The following is a 19,197-nucleotide window of genomic DNA, read 5'->3' as shown; positions in this document are numbered from 1 at the left end:
ATCCCCTGATTGTGGATTGCACGCGCGTCATGGTGCACACGATGGAGCAGACATGGCTAGCGCCATAATGTTTCCAGCTTTTGCCTGAATGGTTCTACGGAAAGAGGAAAACAGGTTGTAGGGCTTTTGCTTCGTGGTTGTAAGAGAAATCGTGCCATGTCAGTTCTGGCCTCATCGCGGGCCAGCCCGCTCCTACAGGGAAAGGGAAAATCCGTCCTGCGATGAGGCCAGTACGGCTTCAGATTGCCTCGAGCTTGGCATACCCCAGCATCAACCACTTGCTGCCCTCGGCGAAGTTCACCTGCACTCGCGCCTGCGCGCCGGAGCCTTCGAAGTTGAGGATTACACCCTCGCCAAACACCGAATGCTGCACGCGCTGGCCGAGGGAGAAGGCTGTCTGCGGAATGCTGGCATTGGCGAAGATGCTGCTCGATTGTGTCTGCGCACCGCCGAACGGGCGGCTCACCGAGTTGGAAAGGCGTACTTCCTGTACCAGCCCCGGCGGGATCTCTCGGACGAAGCGCGACACCTTGTTGTAGGTCTCGCTGCCATACAGGCGCCGGGTTTCGGCGTAGGTCATGTACAGCTGGCGCATGGCGCGGGTGATCCCCACATAGGCCAGGCGGCGCTCTTCGGCCAGACGACCGGGCTCCTCCAGGCTCATCTTGTGCGGGAACAGCCCTTCTTCCATGCCCACCAGGAACACGTAGGGGAATTCCAGGCCCTTGGCGCTGTGCAAGGTCATCAGCTGAATGCTGTCTTCGTGCTCGTCCGCCTGCGATTCACCGGCTTCCAGCGAAGCGTGGCCAAGAAACGCCGACAGCGGGGACAGCTCGGCGTCTTCTTCGCTGCTTTCGAAGTTACGCGCGGCGCTGACCAGTTCCTCAAGGTTTTCTACCCGCGCCTGGCCTTTTTCACCTTTCTCTTCCTGGTGATAGATGATCAGTCCGGACTGCTCGATAACGGTTTGAGTCATCAGGTGCAGTGGCATCTCAGCAGCTTTGGCGGCGAGGTTCTCGATCAGTTCGATGAACGCGCCCAGGGCGCTGGCAGCGCGACCCTTGAGGCCTTTGGCGGCGAGTAGTTGGCACATCGCCTCCCACATCGACAGTTGACTGTGGCGGGCGTGGTCGCGGATAGCCTCGACGGTTTTCTCGCCAATGCCACGTGGCGGTACGTTGATCACCCGTTCCAACGCTGCATCGTTACCACGGCCTTCGAGTAGGCGCAGGTAGGCCATCGCGTTCTTGATCTCGGCGCGCTCGAAGAAGCGCTGGCCGCCATAGATACGATACGGAATACGCTCGCGCAGCAACGCCTCTTCGAGCACCCGCGATTGGGCGTTGGAGCGATACAAGATGGCAATGTCGCTACGCGCGCTGCCTTGCTTGATCACGCTTTCGATCGACTCGACCACGTAGCGCGCTTCATCGTGTTCGTTGTAGGCGGCGTAAAGCGTCAGCGGCTCGCCTTCACCGACGTCGGTCCACAGCTCCTTGCCCAGGCGATCGCTGTTGTTGGCGATCAGGGCGTTGGCGGCCTTGAGGATGCCGCCGGTGGAGCGGTAGTTCTGCTCCAGGCGGATCATCTCGGCGTCGGGGAAGTCGTCGGTGTACTGATGGATGTTCTCGATCTTGGCGCCGCGCCAGCCATAGATCGACTGGTCGTCATCGCCCACCACCATCAGGCTGTCGCCGCCTTTGGCCAGCAGGCGCAACCAGGCGTACTGGACGGCGTTGGTATCCTGGAACTCGTCTACCAGCAGGTGGCGGAAGCGCCGCTGGTAGTGCTCAAGCAGACCTGGGTTGTCGCGCCACAAGTCCAGCGCGCGCAACAGCAGCTCGGAGAAGTCGATGACTCCGGCGCGCTCACAGGCCTGCTCGTAGGCCACATAGATGCTGCGCATGGTGCCCAGGAACAGGTCGCCACCCGGCTGGATATGCTGCGGGCGCAGGCCTTCATCCTTCTGCCCGTTGATGAACCACTGCGCTTGGCGGACTGGCCAGCGTTGTTCGTCCAGGCCCAGTTCACGGATCACCCGTTTGACCAGCCGTTGCTGATCATCGCTGTCGAGGATCTGGAAGTTCTGCGCCAGCCGCGCTTCCTGCCAGTGCGCCCGCAGCAGGCGGTGCGCCAGGCCGTGGAAGGTGCCCACCCACATGCCGGCGGGGTTGATCCCCATCAGCTGCTCGATCCGCTGGCGCATTTCGGCTGCGGCCTTGTTGGTGAAGGTCACCGACAGGATCGAGTGCGGCGAGGCCTGTTCGACCTGGATCAGCCAGGCGATACGGTGCACCAGCACGCGGGTTTTTCCGGAACCGGCGCCGGCAAGCACCAGTTGACGCCCCACCGAGGCTGCTACGGCCTGGCGTTGGGCATCGTTGAGAGAGTTCAGCAGGAGGGAGAGGTCATCTGTGCGCATCCGGCCATTCTAGGGCGGCGTCGGGGAACGGGCAAACCTCTACTGTATAAATATTCACCTGGCAGACTGGCCATTCATCGGGCTGACCGATACGTCAGTGTGCCTGGCATGACTTAGAGCAGTTTGGCCGCAAGCAGCGTTTGTGTATTCTCCCAGCACGTTTGCGGTCATCCCTAACAAGAACACAACAAGAACCAGCCCTATGACCCAGGATTGCACGACGATCGGCGCATCGTCGCAGACCAGGAGCGTGCGACGGCAATTTGCCACCCAGCTCTCCATCGAGCGCACCCGCCTGCTCTACCAAGGCTCGCTGCTGCCAACATTGTTCATGCTGCTCAACGGCTTGCTCTGCGCCTGGCTGTTGTGGAGCCCTGGGCGCTATCTGCTGGTTGCCGTATGGCTGGTCTGGCTGTTGGCGCTGGTGGCCCTGCGGGTGATCCAGGTCGCCGCGTTCGACAGGGCCTCGGCTGAGCGCCAAGCTAGCCCTAACTGGTGGCGCATGTTCCTGGCAGGCTCTGCCTTCAGTGGCCTGACCCTGGCCTGCGCCGCAATCGCTTGGGTGCCTGTGGACAATTTCGCCGAACAGGCGTGGATCTTCGGTTTGCTGGGGATGGCGGCGTTGTCGGCCAGCGTCGCCTATGCCGTCAGCCTGCCGGCGTTTCTCAGTTTTGCCTTGCCCTGTCTGCTGCCGCCGATTGCCTACTTGTTCTATTTCGAGGCCGGTCACCAGCGTGGCTGGGGCTGGCTTGGCCTGATCTTGCTGGCAGCGCTGATGGTGGTGGCCTGGCAGGTCAACCGGTTGATCGACCGCAGCCTGGTGCGACGTTTCCAGAACCAGGCGCTGAGCGAGGACCTGCAGCGTATCTATGCGCAAAAAGCCCTCGAAGAGCAGCAGCGCCTCGCCTCGACGGTGTTCGAGGCGTGCAATGAAGGCATCGTTATCCTCAACGCCGAATTCTCACTGCTAGCGGTCAACCAGGCGTTTTGCCAGATGACCGGCTACGCGCGTGCCGAACTGCTGGCGCGTGACCTGCTCGAGCTGCCTTGTAGCAGCGATGTGCGTCGTCACAACCTGGCCATCGATCAAGCCCTGCGCCAACACGGCCACTGGCAGGGCGAACTGGTGGAGGCCCGCAAGAATGGTGAGCTGTACCCACAATGGTTGCAGCTCACTGGGGTGCGCGATGCCCACGGCAATCTGAGCAATGTGGTCGGCTTCTTCACCGATCTGTCGGCGCGGCGAGCATCGGAAGAGCGTCTGCGTTACTTGGCCCACTATGACGAATTGAGCGGTCTGGCCAACCGCGCGCTATTTCGCCTGCGTTTGCATGAGGCCTGCCAACGGGTGCGGGTCAATGGCCGTAGCCTGGCGTTGCTGCACATCGACCTGGATCGCTTCAAGCTGCTCAACGAAAGCCTCGGTCATGAACTGGCCGACCAACTGATCAAGAAAATCGCCCAGCGCATCGCCAATGCCGTGCCGGAGGCCGATACCGTGGCGCGGCTGTCTGGTGACGAATTCGCCGTATTGTTCGATGGCTACAGCAACCTTTCCAGCCTGGTGCGGGTGACTACCCGCCTGTTGGACAAACTGCGTGTACCGCAGCGCCTGGATGGCCACGAGGTGGTCATCAGCGCCTCGGTAGGCATCAGTGTGCTGGCCGATGCCAGCTTCGATGGCAATACCCTGATCAGCCAGGCCGACATGGCCAAGCAGCATGCCAAGCATCTGGGCGGGGATAACTTCCAGTTCTATACCGAAAGCCTGCGCGCCAGTACCGTCGAACGCCTGCAGTTGGAGAACCAACTGCGCAAGGCCATCGATGAAGGCCAACTGCTGGTTTATTACCAGCCCAAGTTGTGCCTGCGCACTGGCCGCCTGCACGCGGCCGAAGCCCTGGTGCGCTGGCAGCATCCGCAGTGGGGCATGGTCCCGCCAGGCGAATTCATTGGTCTAGCCGAGGAGACCGGCTTGATCGCACCCATGGGCGAATTCGTCCTGCGCCAAGCCTGCTGGCAAGCCTGTGAGTGGTTGCGCGAAGGGTTGCAGATTCGTGTGTCGGTGAACCTGTCGGTCTATCAGCTGCGTCAAGGCAAGCTAGTCAGCCTGGTGCGCCGGGTGCTGGAGGAAACCGGGCTGGCGCCCCATCTGCTGGAGTTGGAACTGACCGAGAGCCAATTGCTCGACAGCGTCGAGCACATCATCGCCACCTTCGAGCAACTGCATGAGCTGGGGGTGAAGTTGGCCATCGATGATTTCGGCACCGGCTACTCGTCACTGAGCTACCTCAAGCGCTTCCCGGTGGACTACGTGAAGATCGACCAGGCGTTCATCCGCGGGCTGCACGAGGGCAGTCAGGATGCCGCCATCACCCGCGCGATCATTGTCATGGCCCAGAGCCTGGGGTTGGGGGTAGTGGCCGAGGGGGTGGAAACCCAGGAGCAACTGAACTTCCTACGCGAGCAAGGCTGCGACGAAGCGCAGGGCTATCTGATCAGTCGGCCTATCGACGCCTGTGCGTTCAAGGCCTTGCTGACCCGCTCGCCGGTGATTGTGGAGTAATGGCTCAGCTGTGCCAGGTTCTACCCTGGCGAGTGAGCAGGGTATTGGCTTGCTCAGGGCCATTGCTGCCCGCGTGATAGGGGCGCGGTGCCTGGAAGTGTTCTTCCCAACCCTTGAGCATCGGGTCGATCCAGGCCCAAGCCGCCTCGACCTCGTCGCGGCGCATGAACAAGGTCGAGTCGCCGTCGAGCACATCCAGCAGCAGCCGCTCGTAGGCTTCCCAACGGCGGGTCTGGCCGAATACCTGGGCCAGGTTCAGGTCAAGTTCTACCGGTTCCAGGCGCATGCCCTTGCCTGGGCTTTTGGTCATCATGCGCAGGCTGATGCGCTCGTCGGGTTGCAGTTGGATAAGCAGTTGGTTGACCTGGCCGCCGCTGAACAGCTCATGCGGCACCGGCTTGAACTGGATGACGATCTGCGAGGTGCGGCGTGCCATGCGTTTGCCGGTGCGCAGGTAGAACGGCACGCCGGCCCAGCGCCAGTTGTCGATCTGCGCCTGGACGGCAACGAAGGTCTCGGTGTCGCTGTCATTGTCGACGTCTTTTTCGAAGTAGTAGGCCGGCACTTCCTGGCCACCGATCCGCCCGGCACTGTATTGGCCGCGTACGGTCTTGTCCTGCACATCCTGGCCGGTGATCGGCTTGAGCGCTCGCAAAATCTTCACCTTCTCGTCGCGCACCGCTTCGGCGTCGAACTGTGCCGGGGGCTCCATCGCCACCAGGCACAGCAACTGCAGCAGGTGGTTTTGCAGCATGTCGCGGGTGGCGCCAGCGCGGTCGTAGTAGCCGCCGCGATTCTCCACCCCCAGGGTTTCACAGACGCTGATCTGCACGTGGTCGACCTGGCCATTGCGCCACACCGGCTCCAGCAGGGCATTGGCAAAGCGCAGCGCCATCAGGTTCTGTACGGTTTCCTTGCCCAGGTAGTGGTCGATACGAAACACCTGCGATTCATCGAACACCGCGCCGATCGCTTCGTTGATCGCGGTGGCCGACTCCAGCGAATGGCCGATGGGCTTTTCCAGCACGATACGGGCTTCGTGATCGGCCAGCCCGGCGATGCGCAGGTGGTTGGCAATGGCTACGAACAGGTTGGGCGCGGTCGCCAGGTAGTAGATCCGCGCCAGTCCTCCCGGCTCGCCGAGATAGCGCGCCAGACGGCCGAAGTCGGCGCTTTGCGAGGCGTCCATGGGGAAGTAGTCGAGCCTGGCGCTGAAGCGCCACCAGACGTCTTCTTCGAAATCGTGGCGGGCGATCTGTGCCCGGCAATGGCGCTCGGCGAGTTTCAGGTAGTCGTCACGGCTCAGGTTGCGCCGGGCCAGGGAGATGATCCGCACCGCATTGTGCAGACGTGCCTCGCGATACAGGTGGTAGAGCGCCGGCAGCAATTTGTGCAGGGCCAGGTCGCCCGTGCCGCCGAAGACCAGAATGTCGCAAGGAATAGTCAAGCCACCACTCTCCACGTTCGTTTAACTGGGCGGGTCGCCGGTCATGTAGTATAACTACAAGAAAGCTACATCCCGGCCAGCCGATCATAACCGAGTCCAGCCCGTGAATCTGTTGCAACATATCGCCCAATCGCGCCATCTGCTGCGCAAATCGGAACTGAAAGTGGCTGACCATGTGCTACTTGATCCGGCTGCCGTCATGCACAGTTCCATGGCGGATCTGGCGCATAACGTCGGTATCAGCGAGCCGACCATCGTGCGTTTCTGCCGGGCGATTGGCTGCTCTGGGTTTCAGGACCTCAAGCTCAAGCTGGCGCAAAGCCTGGCCGCTGGCGCCAGCTTCGGCCAATTCGCGATCCATGAAGACGACTCGGTCGCCGACTACAGCCTGAAGATCTTCGACACCACCCTGCACACCTTGATGGAAGTGCGCGAGCATCTCGATCCGCACGCGCTGCAGCAGGCGGTAACGGCCATGGCCCATGCCCAGCGCGTGGAGTTCTATGGTTTTGGCGCGTCGGGTGCGGTGGCTGCCGATGCCCAGCACAAGTTCTTCCGCCTGCTGCTCAGCGCGGCGGCCTATTCCGACCCGCACATGCAAGCGATGTCGGCGGTGACCTTGAAGCCTGGCGATGTGGCGGTGTGTATCTCTCAGTCGGGGCGTTCCAAGGATCTGTTGATCACGGCCAACCTGGTGCGTGAGAGCGGCGCAAACCTGATTACCCTGTGCCCGAGCCAGACGCCGTTGGCCGAGTTGTCCACGGTCAATCTGGCGATCGATGTGCATGAAGACACCGAGATCTACACCCCGCTGACTTCGCGCATCGCTCACCTGGTGGTCATCGACGTGCTGGCCATGGGCGTGGCCATGGCGCGTGGGCCGAGCCTGGTCAATCACCTCAAGAGCGTCAAGCGCAGCTTGCGCAGCCTGAGGTTGTCGCCCAAGTCGATCAAGGCCATGGACGATTGATTCAGGGTGCCGGTGGCGGTTTCATCGCGGGGCAAGCCCGCTCCCAGGTGAGAGCGGCACTGACACTGCAAATTTCATCGATCTGTCACCCTTCGGCAGCGAAATCGTAAAATCTTCGAGCCAGTCTGAAACTCCCGCACTCGATCAGGGAGACAGGCAATGGCTCGTGACTTCGATGGCTCGTACCAACCCAACGCCAAGGCTCGCAAGCAAGCTGAGAAAGATCAGCGCCGGATGGAGTTTCGCCGCGCGATCGAAAGCTACTCCGAGCAACGTCAATTGCTGCGCGAAATCGCCGATTATCCCGAACTGAGGGAGATCACCGTGTGGCAGGTATCGGCGGCAGCTTCCCCGAAAAACGCTCCACAAGCGCGCTGATCATCGCACGTTCGCTGCGAATGAACGCCAGAAATGCCAAGGCCACCGGCGACTGCCGCTTGGCCTTGGACTGCACCACGCACCAGCTGCGGTACAGCGGCAGTTCCTCGACCGGCAACTCCTTGAGCACTCCGGTGGCCAATTCCATGTTCACCGCGTGGCGGGTCAGCAGGGCAACTCCCAAGCCTGCGATCACGCATTCGCGCTGGGCATCGGCGGAGGCCACTTCGAGGGTCTGGGTGAAGTGCACGCGCTTGTCCTTGAAGTACTCCTCGCAGGCCTTGCGCGTACCCGAACCCTGTTCACGGATCAGCAGGGTATGAGGTTCCAGGTCCTGCAGGCGCAGCTGTTCAAGTTTGCACAGCGGATGATCCGGCGGCGCCACGGCAATGATCGGATTGTTCAGGAATGGCAAGAACTCCAGACCCATATCCTGCGGCACCATGGACATGATGATCAGGTCGTCGCGGTTATCCGAAAGGCGCCGAATGGCCTGGGCGCGGTTGACCACCGTCAGGGTCAGGTTGACCTCCGGGTGACGCTGCTTGAAGGCGGCGAACAGGTGTGGCACGAAGTACTTGGCGCTGGACTCGATCGCCAGCTTCAGCTGCCCTTGCAGTGAACCCTGCATGTCCGACAGCTGCATATCGAGGTTTTCCAACCGCCCGAAGATATCCCGGCTGGCGCGCTGCAAGGCCTCGGCCGCTTCGGTGAGGTAGAGTTTCTTGCCGACATACTCGAACAGTGGCTGACCCACCAGCTCTTCAAGCTGGCGGATCTGTAGACTAACGGCGGGTTGCGTCAGCGCCATCTCCTCGGCGGCCCGGCTGTAAGAACGCAAATCGCACACCTCATTGAAGATCTGCAATTGACGCAATGTCATACGCATCAATGACTTACGCATTTTTATCCGGGCTCCGGCAAAACCTTGTTACGTGACTATAAGCTTTTGCTAATGCTGCCCCTAATAAATATTGATTTTTGTTTATCGTCCTTCAGCGCTAGGGTGAATATGCGACTGGCCAACTGCATCTGGTCACGCGCCGACCGGTAGAACCGGATCGTATGTTCCATCGGCTTTGGGAAGACTCCAGTGATAAAAAAAATCCTGATCGCCAACCGGGGTGAAATCGCAGTTCGGATCGTGCGTGCCTGCGCTGAAATGGGCATTCGCTCGGTGGCGATCTTTTCCGACGCCGACCGGCATGCCTTGCACGTCAAGCGCGCCGACGAGGCCTACAGCATTGGTGCCGAGCCACTGGCCGGCTATTTGAACCCGCGCAAGCTGGTCAACCTGGCTGTGGAAACCGGCTGTGATGCCTTGCATCCTGGCTACGGTTTCCTTTCGGAAAACGCCGAACTGGCAGAAATCTGCGCCGAGCGCGGGATCAAGTTCATCGGCCCGTCCGCCGACGTCATTCGCCGCATGGGCGACAAGACCGAAGCGCGCCGCACCATGATCCAGGCCGGGGTGCCCGTGACCCCAGGTACCGAAGGCAACGTGGCGGATATCCACGAAGCCTTGAGCGAAGGCGAGCGCATTGGTTACCCGGTCATGCTCAAGGCCACCTCCGGTGGTGGCGGCCGTGGTATTCGTCGCTGCAACAGCCGTGAGGAGCTCGAGCAAGCCTTCCCCCGGGTGATCTCCGAAGCGACCAAGGCGTTCGGTTCGGCCGAAGTGTTCCTGGAAAAGTGCATCGTCAATCCCAAGCACATCGAGGCGCAGATCCTGGGTGACAGCTTTGGCAATGTGGTGCACCTGTTCGAGCGCGATTGCTCGATCCAGCGCCGCAACCAGAAGCTCATCGAGATCGCCCCAAGCCCACAGCTGACTCCAGAGCAGCGCGCCTACATCGGCGACCTGGCGGTACGTGCGGCCAAGGCGGTGGACTACGAGAACGCCGGTACCGTGGAGTTCCTGCTCGCCGATGGCGAGGTGTACTTCATGGAGATGAACACCCGGGTTCAGGTGGAGCACACCATCACTGAAGAAATCACCGGCATCGACGTGGTCCGTGAGCAGATTCGCATCGCCTCCGGCCTGCCACTGTCGGTCAAGCAGGAAGACATCCAGCATCGCGGCTATGCATTGCAGTTCCGCATCAATGCCGAAGACCCGAAAAACAACTTCCTCCCCAGCTTCGGCAAGATCACCCGTTACTACGCACCGGGCGGCCCAGGCGTGCGTACCGACACGGCGATCTATACCGGCTACACCATTCCGCCGTTCTACGACTCGATGTGCCTGAAACTGGTGGTCTGGGCGTTGACCTGGGAAGAGGCCATGGACCGCGGCCTGCGGGCCCTGGACGACATGCGCGTACAGGGGGTCAAGACCACCGCCGCGTACTACCAGGAAATTCTGCGTAATCCGGAATTCCGTAGCGGCCAGTTCAATACCAGCTTCGTTGAAAGCCACCCAGAACTGACCAACTACTCGATCAAGCGCAAACCCGAAGAGCTGGCCCTGGCCATCGCCGCCGCCATCGCCGCCCACGCAGGCCTGTGAGGAACCCCATAATGTCCAAGAAAATTCACGTAACCGACACGATCCTGCGCGACGCCCACCAGTCCCTGCTGGCCACCCGCATGCGCACCGAAGACATGCTGCCGATCTGCGAAAAGCTCGACAAGGTCGGCTACTGGTCGCTGGAAGTGTGGGGCGGCGCCACCTTCGACGCCTGCGTGCGCTTCCTCAAGGAAGACCCGTGGGAGCGCCTGCGCAAACTGCGTGCGGCACTGCCCAACACCCGCCTGCAGATGCTCCTGCGCGGGCAGAACCTGCTCGGCTATCGCCACTACAGCGATGATGTGGTCAAAGCCTTCGTGGCCAAGGCGGCGGTCAACGGCATCGACGTATTCCGCATCTTCGATGCGATGAACGACGTGCGTAACCTGCGCGTGGCCATCGAAGCGGTCAAGGCTGCCGGCAAGCACGCCCAGGGCACCATCGCCTACACCACCAGCCCGGTGCACACCATCGATGCCTTCGTTGCCCAGGCCAAGCAGATGGAAGCCATGGGTTGCGACTCGGTGGCAATCAAGGACATGGCCGGCCTGCTGACCCCATACGCCACCGGCGAGCTGGTCAAGGCGCTGAAGGCCGAGCAGTCGCTGCCGGTGTTCATCCACTCGCACGACACCGCCGGCCTGGCAGCCATGTGCCAGCTCAAGGCGGTAGAAAACGGCGCCGACCACATCGACACCGCCATCTCCAGCTTCGCCTGGGGCACCAGCCACCCAGGCACCGAGTCGATGGTCGCCGCGCTAAAGGGCAGCGAGTTCGATACCGGTCTGGATCTGGAACTGCTGCAGGAAATCGGCCTGTACTTCTACGCGGTGCGTAAGAAGTACCACCAGTTCGAGAGCGAATTCACTGCGGTGGACACTCGCGTGCAGGTCAACCAGGTGCCTGGTGGGATGATTTCCAACCTGGCCAACCAGCTCAAGGAGCAGGGCGCCCTCAACCGCATGAACGAAGTGCTGGCGGAAATCCCACGGGTGCGTGAAGACCTCGGCTTCCCGCCGCTGGTCACCCCGACTTCGCAGATCGTCGGTACCCAGGCGTTCTTCAACGTGCTGGCCGGCGAGCGCTACAAGACCATCACCAACGAGGTGAAGCTGTACCTGCAAGGCGGTTACGGCAAAGCGCCAGGCGTGGTCAACGAGCAGCTGCGCCGTCAGGCGATCGGCAGCGAAGAGGTGATCGACGTCCGCCCAGCCGATCTGCTCAAACCAGAAATGACCAAGCTGCGTGCCGACATCGGTGCCCTGGCCCATAGCGAAGAGGACGTACTGACCTTCGCCATGTTCCCGGACATTGGCCGCAAGTTCCTCGAAGAGCGTGAAGCCGGCAGCCTCAAGCCTGAAGAGCTGCTGCCAATCCCTGAAGCGGGCGCTGCTGCGTCGGTGGGCGGCGAGGGCGTACCGACCGAGTTCGTCATCGACGTACACGGCGAGACCTACCGCGTCGACATCACTGGTGTCGGCGTCAAGGCCGAAGGCAAGCGGCACTTCTATCTGTCGATCGATGGCATGCCGGAAGAAGTGGTGTTCGAACCGCTCAACGACTTCGTTGGCGGTGGCGGCAGCAAGCGCAAGCAGGCCAGTGGTCCGGGCCACGTCAGCACCACCATGCCAGGCAACATCGTCGATGTGCTGGTCAAGGAAGGTGATGTGGTCAAGGCGGGTCAGGCGGTACTGATCACCGAAGCGATGAAGATGGAGACCGAAGTGCAAGCGGCCATCGCAGGCAAAGTCGTCGCCATTCATGTGGCTAAAGGTGACCGGGTAACCCCGGGCGAGATCCTGATCGAGATCGAAGGCTGAGCCCAGCCTTCATCTACAAGCGGTTAACCTCATTGGGGAGCGATAGCTCCCCTTTTTTTGTGTGCTTGACCGCTATCGCGGGCAAGCCTACCCGCGATAGCGGTGGTACTGACAACGCCTCACTTCACCTGTGCACGACACGCTTGCAGTGATTCCACCTGCCCCTGGGCCGATTGGTTGTCCTCGCTCAACCACCGTTCAAACCCCGCCGCCACCGCCGGCCACTCTTGATCGGTAATCGAATACCAGGCCGTATCGCGGTTCTGCCCCTTGATCACCATGTGATTGCGGAACACCCCCTCGTAGGTAAAGCCAAAGCGCTCTGCTGCCCGCTTGGAACGGGCGTTGGCGTTGTTGCACTTCCACTCCAGGCGACGATTGCCCAACTCAAAACCCAGCTTGCCCAGCAAATACACCGCTTCAGTACCCTTCGGTGTGCGCTGCATGGCTGCACCAAAGGCGATGTGGCCGATCTCGATGCGGCCATGCTCGGGCACGATCGACATCAGGCTGAGAATCCCCTGTACCTGGCCGTTGGTGCGGTCGATGACGCTATAGAACAGCGGGTCGCGGCTGGCCGCGTTGCCCTCCAGCCAACGATCGAAGGCGGCGCGCTCGGCAAATGGACCGTATGGCAGGTAGTTCCATAGCACCGGGTCAGACTCGGGGCCTTGCAGCACTTCCCACAGGTCTTCGCCATGGCGTGTCGGATCAAGCTTTTCCAGGCGAATGAACCGCCCCTCGATGGGCTCGGCCTGAGGAACGATAGCGGGCTTCCATTGCGACAGCTGACTCATATGTGGCTCCTGTCTTACAGCGCTTTGCGAAATTGGATGAAGCCCGGACGTTCCGCGACCTGCTCGTAGAGGCTGATGGCGGTAGCGTTGGTCTCGTGAGTCAGCCAGTGCACCTTGATGCAGCCAGCGGCCTTGGCTGTGCCATAGACCTGTTCGATCAACTGGCGGCCAACACCCAGGCCACGCTGATCTGCGTCTACGTACAGATCCTGCAGGTAGCAGGAATTTTCGATGCTCCAGTTGGAACGATGATAGATCCAGTTGACCATGCCCACCGCCTTGCCATCGACCCAGGCCAGCGCTGAATGGGTGGGCTCCTGCGGGTCGAGCAGGCGTTGCCAGGTTACTGCGCTGACCTCGGCGGGCAGCTCGGTCTGGTAGAAGCGCAGATAGGCTTGCCACAGAGGCAGCCAGGCAGCGTGGTCGTTGGCGTTGACCGGGCGGATGGTGACGGTGGGCATGGGGCTATTCCTTCAGAGTGGGCGCATGTGCGCGGCAAGTTGTTGGTCCTGATGATCGGCGCTGCTGGCCAAGCCTTCGCGCACGCCTGCGATGTCCTCGGCCGAGCGGTTCTGACTGAGTTTGCGCGCACCTTGCAGGCGGGTGATGGGCAAGCGGAAACCGACAATCGCGCGCAGCATGCCGTCGATGTAGTCACTGGGCGCGTCACTGACACTCCACGGCTCGCTGCGCCCTTGCTCATGCAGGTCGCTCAGGCGGCTGACGATGTCCAGCAGGCCGGCTGCATCGTGGATCACTTGAACACAGCCGTAGGCATGCACGGCCAGGTAGTTCCAGGTGGGGACCACCTTGTGCTGCTCGGCCTTGCTTGGGTAGAAACTCGGGCTGACGTAGGCGTCGGGGCCGGCGAACACCACTAGCGCTTCGCCGCCTTGCTCCAGCGCCTGCCATTGCTTGTTGGCTTTGGCCAAGTGGCCGTAGACGGTGCCGAACTCGCCTTCGCCTGTGTCGATCAGCACCGGCAGGTGGCTGGCGAGCAAGCCTTGCTCGCCATGCGTCACCAGCACGGCCAGGCGGGTTTCCAGCATCTGCTGGTGCAGGCGCCCAAGGTCGTGCTCCTGATGGGGTTTGCTGTTGTACATGGCAGGTTCCTTGTCGAATGGCTTCATCCTAGGCAGGCTATTGGTCTAGGTTAAGAGCCATTCAAGACAGATTTGATAGGTCCAATCCCATGAGCGATCACCCCATCGTGTTGCCCTTCGACCCGGCTGGGATCGTCCTCGACCAACGTCGCGGCCTGAGCCAGCAGCTCTACCAGGCTTTGCGCGCGCGGGTGCTGGATGGGCGCCTGAGCAGCGGCACACGGCTGCCGGCCACCCGCGATCTGGCCAGTATGTTGGCGCTTTCGCGCAACAGCGTAGTGCGCGCCTACGACCAGTTGTATGCCGAGGGGTACATCGAAAGCCGGGTAGGGGATGGCACCTATGTAAGCCAGCTGCCAAAACTATCCACACAACTGTCCACAGGGTTATCCCGTAGGTTATCAACAGGGTTATCCACATTTTCTGTGTCTGATACTGTGGATTTGTCCAGCAGTGACCGCTCCAGCGAGCCTCTTGAGCGTCTGAAAAATCATCATTTGCCTGCGCCCAGAAGCGGTCCACCGCGGGCGTTTCGGGTGGGTATTCCTGCCTTCGATCTATTCCCATTCGACGTGTGGGCCAAGCTGCAAGCGGGTTTCTGGCGAAATCCAGAGCCTGCGCAGCTAGGCTATGGCGACCCGGCAGGAGAGCCTCAGCTGCGTGAACTGATTGCCGCCTACCTGCGCCGCTCCAGGGGCATGTCGTGCAGCGCTGGACAAATTGTGATCACCAGTGGCGCACAGGAGGCAATCAGCCTTTGTGCACAGCTGCTATTGCAGCCTGGCGAGGCAGTGGCTGTGGAAAACCCAGGGTATCGCGCCGCTGGGCACGCCTTTGCCATCGCCGGTGGGCGAGTGCGTGGGGTACCAGTGGATGACGAGGGGCTCGATTGCGCCAAGCTCGCACAATTGGCTGATTGTCGTTTGGCCTATGTAACGCCGGCCCATCAGTACCCCACAGGGGTGACCATGAGCCTGGCCCGGCGTTTGTCGCTGCTGGCCTGGGCCGAGCGCCAGGATGGCTGGATCATCGAGGACGACTACGACGGTGAGTACCGCTACAGCGGCGCGCCGCTGGCGCCGTTGGCGGCACTCGATCGGCAGGGGCGGGTGCTGTACGTCGGCACCTTCGGCAAGATTGCCTTTCCCGCGCTGCGCTTGGGTTACCTGGTGTTGCCGCAGCGTTTGGTCGAGGCGTTCAGTCAGGCCCGCGCCTTGGCGGTGCGGCATTCGGAAGTGGGTACCCAGTGTGTGATGGCCCAGTTCATGGCCCAGGGACATTTTCTGCGGCATATCCGTCGCATGCGCCGGGCGGCGTTGAGCCGGCGCAATGTGCTCAAGGCCGGGTGGCCGGAGGGGGTTGCCGGCTTGGGGGCGATGCCGGAGGTGTCGGCGGGGCTGCATGTGAAAGTGGCTGTGGATAACCTTGCCCGCGAGCGTGAATTGGTCGCACAGGCCGAGGCGGTAGGGGTGGAGGTGAATCCGCTGAGTAGTTATTGGTTGGAGGACAGCGAGGTGCCTGTGGATAAGCGCGCGGGGCTGGTGCTGGGGTTTGCGGCGGTGCCGCAGGCGCAGATTGCCGATGCGTTGATGCGCTTGCGTAAGGTGTGGAGGTAGCTGGGGCCGCGTTGCGGCCCATCGCAGGCTGCGCCAGCTCCCACGAGCGCTCTAGGGATCGTTGCGTGGGAGCGGGCTTGCCCCGCGATGGGCTGCGTCGCAGCCCCAAGATCTCCAATCAGGTCCCGGACTTGATTCGCGTCCAAGCCCGAGTCCGCGCCCGTTCGGCATCCCGTGGCAGCGGCTTGAGCGTGTACAGCTTGGCCATCGCTTCCTCGGTCGGATACAGATTCGGGTTGTTCCGAATCGCTGGGCTGACCTTCTGCGTCGCATCTTTGTTCGGATTCGGATACCCGACAAAGTCACTGATCGGGGCAATTACCTCAGGCCGCAGCAGGTAGTTGATGAACACATGCGCATCCTCAGGATTGGCCGCGCCTTTCGGAATCGCCAGCATATCGAACCAGATCGGCGCACCTTCCTTGGGCAGGCGCATATCCACCACCACGCCATTCTTGGCATCGCGCGCGCGGTTGGCGGCTTGGGAGAAACTGCCGGAGTAGCCTACGGCCACACAGATATCGCCATTGGCGATGTCCGCCATGTACTTGGAGGAGTGGAAGTAGGTGATGTGCGGGCGAATCTTCAGCAACAGTGCTTCGGCTTTCTTGTAGTCATCCGGCTTGCCGCTATTAGGGTCCAGGCCCAGGTACTTCAACGCCAGTGGCAGGATCTCGGACGGCGAATCGAGCAGGGCCACACCACACTGCTTGAGCTTGGCGATGTTCTCTTCCTTGAAGATCAGGTCCCAGCTGTCCACCGGGGCATCGGCGCCGAGCACGGCCTTGACCTTGTCTGGGTTGAAGCCGATCAGCACGGTGCCGTACATGTAGGGCACGGCGAACTTGTTACCGGGGTCGTTGGCTTCGATCAGCTTCATCAGTGCCGGGTCCAGGTGCTGCCAGTTCGGCAGTTTGCTGCGCTCCAGCGGCTGGAACACGCCAGCCTCGATCTGCTTGGCCAGGAACACGTTGGACGGCACCACCACGTCATACCCGGAGTTGCCGGTGAGCAGCTTGGCTTCCAGCGCCTCGTTGGTGTCGAAGATGTCGTAGACCAGCTTGACCTGGCTGTCCTTCTGGAAGTCGGTCAGGGTCTGCGGGGTGATGTAGTCGAACCAGTTGTAGACGCGCAGGGTGCGCTGTTCGGCATGGGCTTGCAGGGCGCCAGCGGCAAGGCCGGCGACCAGCAAGGGGGCAAACAGTCGCTTGAGTCGTTTCATGGCCTGGCTCCTGGTTGGGCGCGCTGGAAGCCCTCCAGCACATTGACCGCGTTGATGCCGATTTCCTCAACAGCGTAGCCACCTTCCATCACGAACAAGGTCGGCTTGCCGAGGCGTGCGATGCGCTCGCCCATTTGCAGGTAGTCGGGGCTGTCGAGTTTGAACTGCGAGATCGGGTCATCCTTGAAGGTGTCCACGCCCAGGGATATCACCAGCACGTCCGCTGCATAGGCATCGATGCGCTGGCAGGCGTCTTCCAGGGCCTGGCTCCAGGCCGCCCAGTCGCTACCGGCGGGCAATGGATAATTGATGTTGCAGCCTTCGCCAGCGCCCTCGCCGGTCTCGTCGGCATAGCCGAGGAAGAACGGGAACTCATCGACCGGATCGCCGTGGATCGAGGCGAAGAACACATCGTTGCGGCTGTAGAAGATGTCCTGGGTGCCGTTACCGTGGTGGTAGTCGACGTCGAGGATCGCCACCTTGCTGTGGCCCTGGTCGAGAAACGCTTGGGCGGCGATGGCGGCGTTGTTCAGGTAGCAGTAGCCGCCCATGACTTCGCCAGCGGCGTGGTGCCCGGGTGGTCGGCACAGGGCGAACGCCGAATGGGCGCCTTGCTGGATGGCTGCCTGGGCAGTCAGCGCGACTTGCGCGGCGCTGTAGGCTGCTTGCCAGGTGCCAGCGGTGATCGGCGCGCCGGCATCGAAGCTGTAGTAGCCCAGCTCGCCGTGCAGCCCGGTGGGTTTGACCTGGCGCAGGGTGCGTGCCGGCCAGGTGAACGGCAGCAAGTCGCCGTCATGGCCCAGTGCGGCCCAGCGCGCCCAGGCGCCTTCGAAGAAGTTCAGGTAGTCGGCGCTGTGGATCCGCTGCAGCGGTGAACGGCCGAAATCGGTCGGGCCTTGGACTGGGCCCAGGTTGCGCTTGTTGACTTGATCAAGGACATGATCGGCGCGCGAGGGCATCTCGAAGCAAGGCATCAGCTTGCCATCGATCAGCTCGCAACGGCCGTGGTGCAGGCGGTGATCATCGGAATAGATCGTCAGCATTTGTTGTTCTCCGAAGGTTACTGGCGTTGGTCCATTGTCAGTGGCTGGCCGGTGGTGGAGAACGATGGTGGTGGCCAAAAGGGGATCGATGTGGCCAGGTTCGATGGCCGTTGTCGTTTGTGCTTTCGCTATCGCGGGGCAAGCCCGCTCCCACGTGAATTCCACACGAGCATTCCTCACGTGAATTCCACATGAGGATTTCCAACGAGGATTCAACGCGTGAACGCTACTGCGTGGGAGCGGGCTTGCCCCGCGATGGAGGCGCTGCCGATCAGCCGCGAAAATGACTAGGCGCCACGCCGCTCCAGCGCTGGAAGGCATGGCGGAAACTGGCGGTCTCGCTGAAGCCCAAGGTCTCGGCAATCCGATAGATCGGCATTTGGTCCTCGGCCAGCAGCTGCTTGGCTCGCTCGAAGCGCAGCTCATCCAGCAGCTGTTGATAACTACTGCCCAGCGCTTGCAGATGGCGGCGCAGGGTGCGCGACGAGCAGTTCATCTGTCGCGCCAAACCTTCCAGCCCAGGCGCTGCGTCCAACTGCTGGATCAGCAGCTGGCGAATCCGCCCCAGCCAGGCCTGGCGCCCGGTGAACTCAAGGTTCAACTGCCGGCAGCGCTCGCTCATGGCCTTGTGGGTCACCGGATCGGCCAACGGCAGCGGCATGTCCAACCAGCGCCGTTCGAAGGCAAAGGCGTTGTCGCCGGCGGCAAACCCCAACGGGCAGGGGAATGCACCGCTATAAAGCGCGTGATAGCTGGGCTGGGCATGTTCGAAGCGTGCTGCCAGCAACGGCAGCGGGCGGCCGAGCAGGTCGTCGCAGATGGTTTTCAGCGACACCAGGCAGAACTCGGCATTGAAGGTCGCCAGCGCTGGGCTGTCGCGGTAATCGCTGGCGCTGAACCAGATCCGCTGGCCATCGTCGATCAGGCGAAGCTCGAAAACTGTTCCCAGCAGTGCCGGATAGCGCAGGGCCAGGCGCAGGGCGTCACCCAAAGTGGCACTGGAGAGCAAGGCGTAACCAAGCATGCCGTAGCACGACACATGCATGCGCCGGCCGAGCTCCAGGCCGATCTCCTCGCGCCGGGCCACGGCGTTGGCGCACACCTGCAATTCTTGCTGGGTGGTGATGCGCGCATCGGCATGGCCCAGGTCCGCTGGGCCAATGCCGCTGCCGGCTAGCAGGCTCGACGCATCGCAGCCGCTCTCTTGGAAAACCTTGAGAATCAGCGAAACGGCGTTGAGGGTGGTCAGGTGGCTGTGCAGCATGCTCGGCAATCCCGTGGGTTGGGAGGCATTATGGAGCAAG

15 protein-coding genes are annotated in these 19,197 nt (G+C 61.8%); 6 read left to right on the top strand and 9 right to left on the bottom strand.

What is annotated here, in order from left to right; genetic code table 11:
- Positions 1-238: 238 nt before the first annotated feature.
- The gene (gene uvrD, locus HU737_RS22535) at positions 239-2,422 is read right to left on the bottom strand and encodes a DNA helicase II (RefSeq protein ID WP_186553076.1); all 2,184 of its coding nucleotides are present in this window, start codon (positions 2,420-2,422) and stop codon (positions 239-241) included.
- Positions 2,423-2,672: 250 nt separating this feature from the next.
- Between uvrD and HU737_RS22530 the strand changes: the two genes are divergently transcribed.
- Positions 2,673-4,988 (top strand): putative bifunctional diguanylate cyclase/phosphodiesterase, encoded by a 2,316-nt coding sequence (locus tag HU737_RS22530; RefSeq protein WP_437182250.1) that lies wholly within the window; start codon positions 2,673-2,675, stop codon positions 4,986-4,988.
- 4 nt (positions 4,989-4,992) lie between these two features.
- Here HU737_RS22530 and zwf read toward each other — a convergent pair whose 3' ends face one another.
- Positions 4,993-6,435, bottom strand: coding sequence for a glucose-6-phosphate dehydrogenase (gene zwf, locus HU737_RS22525; protein ID WP_186553074.1), 1,443 nt, complete (start codon positions 6,433-6,435; stop codon positions 4,993-4,995).
- Positions 6,436-6,538: 103 nt separating this feature from the next.
- On the opposite strand from zwf, the gene hexR reads away from it, so the two are divergent.
- On the top strand, positions 6,539-7,405 hold the full coding sequence (hexR, locus tag HU737_RS22520; protein WP_186553073.1) for a transcriptional regulator HexR: 867 nt from the start codon (positions 6,539-6,541) through the stop codon (positions 7,403-7,405).
- A gap of 159 nt (positions 7,406-7,564) precedes the next feature.
- Positions 7,565-7,783, top strand: a complete 219-nt coding sequence (locus HU737_RS22515) for a PA3496 family putative envelope integrity protein (protein WP_186553072.1) — start codon at positions 7,565-7,567, stop codon at positions 7,781-7,783.
- On the opposite strand, the gene HU737_RS22510 is transcribed toward HU737_RS22515, so the two are convergent.
- Positions 7,725-8,687 (bottom strand): LysR family transcriptional regulator, encoded by a 963-nt coding sequence (locus HU737_RS22510; RefSeq protein WP_186553071.1) that lies wholly within the window; start codon positions 8,685-8,687, stop codon positions 7,725-7,727. The two genes, HU737_RS22515 and HU737_RS22510, sit on opposite strands and share 59 nt — an antisense overlap.
- A gap of 189 nt (positions 8,688-8,876) precedes the next feature.
- Between HU737_RS22510 and HU737_RS22505 the strand changes: the two genes are divergently transcribed.
- Positions 8,877-10,292, top strand: a complete 1,416-nt coding sequence (locus HU737_RS22505) for an acetyl-CoA carboxylase biotin carboxylase subunit (protein WP_186553070.1) — start codon at positions 8,877-8,879, stop codon at positions 10,290-10,292.
- An 11-nt stretch (positions 10,293-10,303) separates the two neighbouring features.
- Positions 10,304-12,112 carry a sodium-extruding oxaloacetate decarboxylase subunit alpha gene (gene oadA / locus HU737_RS22500; protein ID WP_186553069.1) on the top strand — a complete coding sequence of 603 codons (1,809 nt, stop codon included), beginning with the start codon at positions 10,304-10,306 and terminating at the stop codon, positions 12,110-12,112.
- Between the two features lie 119 nt (positions 12,113-12,231).
- On the opposite strand, the gene HU737_RS22495 is transcribed toward oadA, so the two are convergent.
- Genes HU737_RS22495 through HU737_RS22485 form a run of 3 tightly spaced genes read right to left on the bottom strand, consistent with a single transcriptional unit; the run spans position 12,232 to position 14,012 of the window.
- The gene (locus HU737_RS22495; RefSeq protein WP_186553068.1) at positions 12,232-12,909 is read right to left on the bottom strand and encodes a GNAT family N-acetyltransferase; all 678 of its coding nucleotides are present in this window, start codon (positions 12,907-12,909) and stop codon (positions 12,232-12,234) included.
- A gap of 14 nt (positions 12,910-12,923) precedes the next feature.
- Positions 12,924-13,370, bottom strand: coding sequence for a GNAT family N-acetyltransferase (locus HU737_RS22490; RefSeq protein WP_186553067.1), 447 nt, complete (start codon positions 13,368-13,370; stop codon positions 12,924-12,926).
- A gap of 12 nt (positions 13,371-13,382) precedes the next feature.
- A complete protein-coding gene (locus HU737_RS22485) occupies positions 13,383-14,012 on the bottom strand; it encodes an FMN-binding negative transcriptional regulator (protein WP_186553066.1) in 630 nt (209 codons plus the stop codon).
- Between the two features lie 89 nt (positions 14,013-14,101).
- Between HU737_RS22485 and pdxR the strand changes: the two genes are divergently transcribed.
- A complete protein-coding gene (gene pdxR / locus HU737_RS22480; protein WP_186553065.1) occupies positions 14,102-15,628 on the top strand; it encodes a MocR-like pyridoxine biosynthesis transcription factor PdxR in 1,527 nt (508 codons plus the stop codon).
- Between the two features lie 118 nt (positions 15,629-15,746).
- Here pdxR and HU737_RS22475 read toward each other — a convergent pair whose 3' ends face one another.
- From HU737_RS22475 to HU737_RS22465, 3 genes are all read right to left on the bottom strand, one after another.
- Positions 15,747-16,850, bottom strand: coding sequence for a polyamine ABC transporter substrate-binding protein (locus HU737_RS22475; RefSeq protein ID WP_186553064.1), 1,104 nt, complete (start codon positions 16,848-16,850; stop codon positions 15,747-15,749).
- A complete protein-coding gene (locus tag HU737_RS22470) occupies positions 16,847-17,893 on the bottom strand; it encodes a histone deacetylase family protein (protein ID WP_186553063.1) in 1,047 nt (348 codons plus the stop codon). The genes HU737_RS22475 and HU737_RS22470 overlap by 4 nt, the downstream gene beginning before the upstream one ends.
- 271 nt (positions 17,894-18,164) lie before the next feature.
- Entirely contained in the window at positions 18,165-19,157 is a 993-nt protein-coding gene (locus HU737_RS22465; RefSeq protein ID WP_186553062.1) for an AraC family transcriptional regulator, read from the bottom strand.
- Between the last annotated feature and the right edge of the window lie 40 nt (positions 19,158-19,197).

This window comes from Pseudomonas urmiensis, from assembly GCF_014268815.2.
GTDB lineage: Bacteria > Pseudomonadota > Gammaproteobacteria > Pseudomonadales > Pseudomonadaceae > Aquipseudomonas > Aquipseudomonas urmiensis.
Note: the sequence above shows the minus strand (reverse complement) of the source record. Positions and strands in the feature narration are given on the sequence as shown.